Annotated in this window: 5 protein-coding genes and 1 pseudogene; 2 read left to right on the forward strand and 4 right to left on the reverse strand. The window is 61.9% G+C overall.

Annotated elements, in window-relative coordinates; all coding sequences use genetic code 11:
• Positions 1-228: 228 nt before the first annotated feature.
• The 3 genes and pseudogenes from VMW12_09280 to VMW12_09290 form a co-directional block, all read right to left on the reverse strand.
• Positions 229-444: a type II toxin-antitoxin system HicB family antitoxin gene (locus tag VMW12_09280; GenBank protein ID HUZ49910.1), complete on the reverse strand. Its 216-nt coding sequence runs from the start codon at positions 442-444 to the stop codon at positions 229-231.
• Complete coding sequence (locus VMW12_09285) at positions 441-638, reverse strand: type II toxin-antitoxin system HicA family toxin (protein HUZ49911.1); 198 nt, start codon at positions 636-638, stop codon at positions 441-443. Before VMW12_09285 ends, VMW12_09280 begins: the two co-directional genes overlap by 4 nt.
• Before the next feature lie 791 nt (positions 639-1429).
• Positions 1430-1839, reverse strand: a pseudogene (locus VMW12_09290) (DUF1203 domain-containing protein).
• Positions 1840-2021: 182 nt separating this feature from the next.
• Here VMW12_09290 and VMW12_09295 point away from each other — a divergent pair.
• Complete coding sequence (locus VMW12_09295) at positions 2022-2663, forward strand: TMEM175 family protein (protein ID HUZ49912.1); 642 nt, start codon at positions 2022-2024, stop codon at positions 2661-2663.
• Between the two features lie 146 nt (positions 2664-2809).
• Positions 2810-5227 (forward strand): protease pro-enzyme activation domain-containing protein, encoded by a 2418-nt coding sequence (locus VMW12_09300; protein HUZ49913.1) that lies wholly within the window; start codon positions 2810-2812, stop codon positions 5225-5227.
• Positions 5228-5321: 94 nt separating this feature from the next.
• On the opposite strand, the gene VMW12_09305 is transcribed toward VMW12_09300, so the two are convergent.
• The gene (locus tag VMW12_09305; GenBank protein ID HUZ49914.1) at positions 5322-6641 is read right to left on the reverse strand and encodes a TolC family protein; all 1320 of its coding nucleotides are present in this window, start codon (positions 6639-6641) and stop codon (positions 5322-5324) included.
• Positions 6642-6778 lie beyond the last annotated feature (137 nt).

A 6778-nucleotide genomic window follows, 5' to 3' on the forward strand; every position in this document is an offset into this window, starting at 1 on the left:
ACCGAGTCGATGTGTGGTTTCCTAAGGGATGCACGCACGATGAATATCGTGCCGCGGCCTCCATCGAATTGGAGCACGGCTCGATGCGTTTCGCAGTCGTCGTCGTGGCAAGTCCGAGCGTCTTCCTCCAGCTGTTGGTGCTACGCTGCGATTCGCAGCGCCGATTACCGGGCCGATCGTTCTTGGGCGACTGGCACACTTCGGCTTGGGGCAGTTCGAGCCGTGCGACTAGGCAACGTGGACGATTTCCGCGAGTGATAAAGGCTCAGGGACGGGTTGGCCCGTTTCGCGCAAACACTCAATGTGGCTGGCGACGGCGTCGTGGACGTTGCGGGCGGCCTCTTCGCGGCTTGGGCCATAACTTGTGCAGCCCGGCAGATCGGGAACATATGCGCTCCAACTGCCATCATCTGCCCGTTCCAGGAGTGCCACATAGTCTCTCATTTCAAACCTGCCTGCTTCAAAATCGCGTGCAATATCTTCCTAGGGATATCGGCTCCCATGCCGTGAGCCGCGACCGTAACTATACCGGACTTTACCGGATGGGTGTAATGCCTGTGAGACCCGCGTGTGCGAGCGAGCCGCCATCCATCTTGCTCAATAATTTCAACCATGTCCCGATATTTCATCCTACCCATCCGTTTGCGTTAGTCAAGTGCGCCTGGGTCGTTCCCACGCAGGAGGCTTAGGGAAAGGGCAAGGCACATGATCGAAGATGACCCGCCGGAGCTGCTTCCGGCGCGAATGATTAATGAGTACGTCTATTGCCCGCGCTTGTTCTGGCTTGAGTACGTCGAGCGAGATTTTGAATCATCGCACGATACGGTCGACGGCGAACGCGTGCATCGGCGTGTCGACCGGCCTCGCGGAGAATTACCCGACGATATCACCCAACTTCGTGGCGAAGCGACGTCCGTTGAATTATCGTCTGAGCGCTTAGGGGTGGTCGCCAAGCTCGACGTTGTTCGGACCGAGGGCGATAGCTCGGTGCCCGTGATTTCAAGCGCGGCACGGTTCCCGCGCGAGGGCCGTACGATCCGGAGCGCGTGCAAGTCTGCATCCAAGCGCTGCTCCTGCCGGAGCACGGTTATGCGTGCGACACCGGCCGCATTTACTACCCGGCGTCAAAGACGCACGTCGATGTCCCTATTGACGATGCGTTGATCGCGCAAGCAACTGATTCGATCGCCGAAGCCAGGAAAATAGCGCAGCATACTTCGATTCCTGCCCCGCTGGTCGATAGCCCAAAGTGTCCACGCTGTTCGTTGCACGCAATTTGTTTGCCGGATGAAACCAACGCCCTACGTTTCCGCCTCAACAGAAAGGGACCTGAAGAGCGGCGCCTATTGACGGCATGCGATATCCGCGCGCGATCATGCAAAAGTCCTCAGTACGGGCGCACCATAAGTTCGCGATCACCGGATATTGTTCAGCCAGCGGCTCGATCGACGCGAGCCGCATAACACCCGCGCTTCGCGTAGTGCACCTGTAGGTATGCGGCCGCATCGTTTGCGAGGAGGAGAGCGATGAGCGATTCGAGTTCCGTGCCGTCAACGAGGCCGGCATCGATCATCATACCGGTCGCATCGAAGGCGCGGACCGATAGTTGTCTCCCGCTGCATGCGAGGCGCGGTACGGCGTATCGGCGGGTTGGTGTACGTAGTTGATCAGCAGAACGCGCTCGCCCGGTTCGGCGTCCTTGAGCGTCACCCGACAGGGGAACCCCGGCATCGTGTCGGCAATGTAGCGGCGCGCTCCGAATTGGATGAGTGCCTCGTCGTTAAGGCCGTAGAGAGACACAAAAGGCTCAACTGGAAGCCCGGAAATGCGAAAAGTCATGCATCGAGCATAGCGCACTGCGCAACGAGCGTCGTCCCGAAACTTGCGGTCTCATTGGAGAAGTATTGCGCCTGACGCCGGAAAGAGCATCGCCCGATTGCGGCTCTGCGCTCGGTTGCACGCACGGCCGGGTTTCCGATCCGCGAACCTTCCGGTATCGCTTATCGTAGAGAGAAGGAACGATGAATATTTTCAGCACGCATACTCTGCCCGAGTCGGCGAGTACCGCTCGCCTCGAGGCGCTCAGCGATAACATCTTTGCCGTCGCGATGACCCTGCTCGTGCTCGACTTGCGCATTCCCGCGCACCCGCCCGACGCAAGCGTCTGGCCGTATCTTGCGACCCTCTGGCATCACATGCGCACCTTTGCCGTCAGTTTTTTCATCGTCGGGCTCTATTGGGTGCTCCACCATCACGTCTTCGTCTTCATTCGGCGTTCGGATCGTACCGTGCTCTGGTTGAATCTGCTCTTCATGATGTTCGTCGTCGTCACGCCGTTTTCGGCAGGCCTGCTCGGCGCGTTCGACGATAGTCGAACGGCGATCGCCGCTTACGGCGCGAACATCGCGCTCCTAGGCTTCTCACTCCTCGCAATTTGGTGGTATGCGACGCACGACCGGCGATTGGTCGATGCAAAACTTCCGAAGCCTCTGATCCGTTTGGAGGCGATTCGGATGATGATTCTGCCTGCGATCTGTGCGTTGGCGGTTGCGATTTCATTCGTTAACACGACGGCGAGCATCGTCATCTTCGTCCTCGCGCCGTTTCTCTATCTGTGGCCTGCTAAACGAACGATCCGTGCGAAAATCGGCCCGGTGACCTGAATCCGGCAATTCGCACCTATGTGCGAATCCTCCTAACTGGCGAGTGTCGCTATTCGCGGTGCGGCTTTTGGCGTACTGTCGAGTTTACGTGAACCTGCGGCCCCCAATGGGCTGCGTTCTGCTTGCTATTTATCGCTAGGAGTCACATGCATAGATCAGTCAGAGTCGCGGCGTCGTTGCTCGTATTGAGCATGGCGCTGGCTGCTTGCGGAGGCCATTCCGCCATACCGTCGGCACCTACCGGTTCGATGCCGGCGGCCGCGGGCGGCGCGGCCTCCGGGGCCACTATCGACAGCGTCCACTTCGTGCCCGGCGGCGTACCGCACGCGGCCGGAATGTTCGCGTTTTCGGACATGGGGCGGCGCGCGCCGTCCGCTCCGGTCAAAGTCGCCATTTTGCTCAAGTACAACAACCAGGCACAGCTCGATCAGCTCGTCGCCGCGCAGAGCAATCCCGCCTCCGGGCAGTACCATCAATATTTGAGCAACGAAGCTTTCAACAGCATGTTCGCTCCGACGGCGCAGCAAGAGCAAGCCGTGGCGCAATCGCTGCGGAGCGCCGGTTTCACGATCACCCACGAATATGCGAACCGCACGGTCATCGATGCGATCGCCCCAACTTCCGCGGTGGAGAGCCTCTTTAAAACGCACATTCATACCGTCACGCAGGGCAAATACGGTCAGCGCTACTTGAATACACAAGTCGCGACGCTGCCGGCCACGATTGCGCCGCTGGTCAAGGACGTCACGATGAACGATCTCGTGGTCGCGCACACCCGCGCGCGCGTGGTCACGCCGGGACGCCACACGGTGCCGCGCCAACTGCGCGCCCTCGGCGCTCCGCATCCGATGATGCGCAGCGCCTTCTCCGCGTACGCCACGAACGTGATTTCGAACCCCGGGTTTGAAACCGGCGCGATCAATAGCGGCTGGTTCCAGTGCGGGAACGCGAGCGCGTCGATCTCGACGCTGCATCCGCATGCCGGCACGTACGATCAACTCAGCGGCATGACGAATAACGAGCCGAACGGCGATGCCGGCGTCTGCCAAGCCGTCACCGTCCCCACGAATGGGACGTTGACGTTCTGGGTCTATCAGCAAACCGACGAAGTGGATACGTCCTATTCGTGGCAGGAAGCCGATCTGCTCGATTCCAGCGGCAACGTCGTCCAGAACTTCTACACCTCGGCGAACAACAATGCGGGCTGGGTGCAGCAGAGCGTCAACCTGAGCGCCTATGCGGGCGGCTCGTACTACCTGTACTTCGGCGTTCACGGGTCGCCGTATCCGGGCATGTACGACGCGCAGTATCTCGACGACGTGTCGCTCACAAACGGCAGCACGGCGACGCCGACCCCGGCGCCGACGGCAACTCCGGCGCCGACGCCGGCTCCGACTGCGACGCCGGTACAGACACCCACGCCGACCCCCGCACCCACGGCAACGCCGGTGAGCACGCCCACGCCGACGGCCGCACCGACATCGACGCCGATTGCGGCGAATTGCACGAACGCAGCGGCCGATAACGGCCCGTTGAGCGGCGCAAACGGCTTCCTGGCGACCGGCGTCGCCAAGGCCTTCGATTTCCCGGTTCAACACGGATGCAACGGTGCCGGCCAAACCGTGGCCGTCGAAATCGATACGCCGATCAATCAGAGCGACGTCACCGGCTACCTCAATGCCGCCGGCGTCACGCAAACCGGTACCATCACCAACGTCGCCGTCGACGGCGGCGGTAGCGCATCGAGCAGCGATTACATCGAAACGGCTCTTGATGTCGAAACGATCAGCGGCCTTGCGCCGGGCGCGAATATTCGCGTCTACAACTTCCCGAGCCTCAGTTCCCAATCCATCGAAGACGGATACAATCTCGCGGTCTCCGACGGCATCGCCTCGGTGATCAACTCCTCGTTCGGCGGTTGCGAGACCGGCGACACGGCATTCACCAACACGACCAACTCGATTGCCGAACAGGCCGCAGCCAAGGGCATTACCTTCGCGGCATCCTCGGGCGATTCGGGAAGCGATGAATGCGGTACCGGAAACAACCCGCCGGCACCGAGTTCGCCGGCTTCCGATCCGTACTTCGTTGCGGTCGGAGCGGTGAATTTCACCGAAAGCTCCAGCGGAACGCTCTCGAGCATCACCGCCGGGGTCGATTCGGCGAACGGCTTCTCGTCCGGCGGCGGCGTCTCGACGATCTTCGCGCTTCCGTCGTACCAGCAAGGCATCGCCGGAGTGACTACGTCCGGCCGTAATAACCCGGATATCTCGCTACCGGGCGTCGGCGTCATGGTGTACGCCAACGGTACGCAGCAGCAGGTCGACGGCACGTCGTGGTCGTCGCCCGAGTTCGTGGCCTTCATGGCTGAAGTCAACGAACTGCACAACACGCATTTCGGCTTCATCAATCCGAAACTGTACAGCGTGTTCAGTACGAGCGGCTACACCGATTACACCGACGTCACGTCGGGTAGTAACGGCGCTTACTCTGCCGTAAGCGGTTACGACTTGGTAACCGGCATCGGCGCTCCCAAGGGCTGGGCTTTGGCCAACGCCCTTTAGCCGCGAGGCTGCGCTGATGTGCGCACCTCAAACACGACAGCCATCCGCGCGAGCGGATGGCTGTCGTGTTTTGCGTCGTAGGGATGCTGCCGTTTTACAGGAGTCCGGCGGCAAAGCGCACTTGCACCACGCCTTGGCGCAGGGCCGCTTGTGCCCCCGCCAGCGTTTGGCGGGCGGAGCTATCGCGCAGTTCGGCATCCTGCAACTCGAGCGCGGTGCTGACGCCGCCCCGGTAGCGAACCTGCGCGAGCCGCAGGTTTTCGTCCGCGAGTGTGACGAGATGTTCGGCCGCACTCACGCGGGCCGATGCTTCGTTCACGTTGAGATAGGCCTGGCGTACCTGCAGCTCGATACCGTTTTTCATCTGCTCGACTCCGAGTTCGGCTTGGCGCACGCCCGCGCGCGCCTCCGCCACGCGCCCCGCGGTGTACCCGTTGTCGAATAGCGACCACACGGCCGATAGGCCGACGGAGAATTGGTTGTGGTAGCCGCCCACCACCGCCGGCTGCGTATTGCCGTCGGCCACCGTCGCCGTGATGTGGGGCAGCGATCCCGAGCGAGCCGCGCTCACGGCGCGTTGCGCGGCCGTCACCGCGGCCTGGGCCGCCGCGAGTTCTCCACGCTGCGCGTATGCGGAAGCGAGCAGCGAATCGAGATTGAAGGCCGGGGCCGGCCCGGCGAGCGGATCGGTCGGCTGATAGACGCGCGTCATCGGCACGTTGAGCACGCTATCGAGTTGCGTTTGCGCCAAACTTACGGCGTTGGCCGCGCTCAGTTGATTCACTTGTTCGCTCGCCAGTTCTGCCTGCGCGCGCAGCACGTCGGAGCGCGGGATCATGCCGCTCGTCAGAAACTGCTGTGCCTGTTTCACGTGTCCGAGCGCTACGCTCATCGCGCGGTTTGCGACGTCCCGCATCTGTATGGCCGTCAGCAGCCCGTAGTAGGCGCTCGAGACCTGCGCGATGACGGCACCGCGCGCCTCGCGTGCGTTCGCCTCCGCCGCGGCGAGCCCGGCCACCGTTTGGCCGACGCGCGCCGCCGTCAATCCGCCGTCGAAGAGCGTGTACTGGAGCGCCAACACCGGGATGTTCGTCGCGTTGACCGCGCTGAATGGGATCTCGCCCATCGGCGTGCTCAGTTTGGCGATGTTATTGACGTAGAGATAGTTGTCTTGGAGAGCCAATCCCGGTAGTTCCGGGGCGCGTGCTTGGCGCAACTGCGCCACGGATGCATCGATGGACGTACGTGCCGACGCATACTGGAGATTCTGACGTAGTGCGATCGCGATCGCGTCGTTCAGCGTGAGCGGGATGGCTGCGGGTGGTGCGGGTGTCTGTGCGAACGCTGCGCCGCCGGAGAGGGCGAAGATCAGCGCCGCCGCTGCGGCGCGGACGACGTGTGTACGCTTAAACATTGTCGATGACTTTCCAAGCGGGTGCGGGGGGCTGCGCCGAGCGCAGCGTGACGTATTGCTTGCCTTGCAAATCGCCGTAGGAACTGGTGAAGACGATCTTGGTATGCTCCACTCGGAAGGGTCCGAACAAGTTCGCG

The organism is Candidatus Dormiibacterota bacterium, from assembly GCA_035532835.1.
Classification (GTDB): Bacteria; Vulcanimicrobiota; Vulcanimicrobiia; order Vulcanimicrobiales; family Vulcanimicrobiaceae; genus DAHUXY01.